Here is a 446-nt window from a genome sequence, read left to right as displayed (position 1 = left end):
TATTGGTGGTTAAAAAACTAGAATATGAAAAACTTACTCATTGTTTTAGTTATATTGTTAGGTTGTTCTAAAAAAGAAACTGAGAATATTAATGTTTATCAAATAACGGTAACCTATATAGGTCCACGAGACGCTTCACCTCCAATAATTGTTCTTAAAAATAGGAAGCCGAATGAAAACGTTTTCCCAGTAACTAATTATCAAATAGAAAAAGAAGATTTAATGAAAATTGAAAAAATATGTTATTCAGAAAAAAGAGAAAACGTAAAGAATTCGTTAGTACTAGTTAAAGTAAATAAAGATAATCATATTAAAAAATATTTTTTCAATAAGGAAAATGGTATTAAGATTTTAGATAAAATTCAGAAAATAACTTCCCATTATAATAACGAACTATTAGATAATGATTTTTTTAATCTAAAATTTATAACTAAGCAAAATTGGTA

At 23.5% G+C, this 446-nt stretch carries 1 protein-coding gene; it reads left to right on the top strand.

Going from position 1 to position 446, the window contains the following annotated elements; all coding sequences use genetic code 11:
• Positions 1-24: 24 nt before the first annotated feature.
• Positions 25-446 (top strand): hypothetical protein (locus tag LC431_RS26225; RefSeq protein WP_223510485.1); only part of this gene is annotated, 422 nt, incomplete at its 3' end.

The sequence above is a fragment of the Rahnella sp. GSA61A genome, assembly GCF_019969905.1.
Taxonomy (GTDB): domain Bacteria; phylum Pseudomonadota; class Gammaproteobacteria; order Enterobacterales; family Enterobacteriaceae; genus Rahnella; species Rahnella aceris.
The sequence above is the reverse complement of the archived record's forward strand: the minus strand, read 5'-3'. Positions and strand labels throughout refer to the sequence as shown.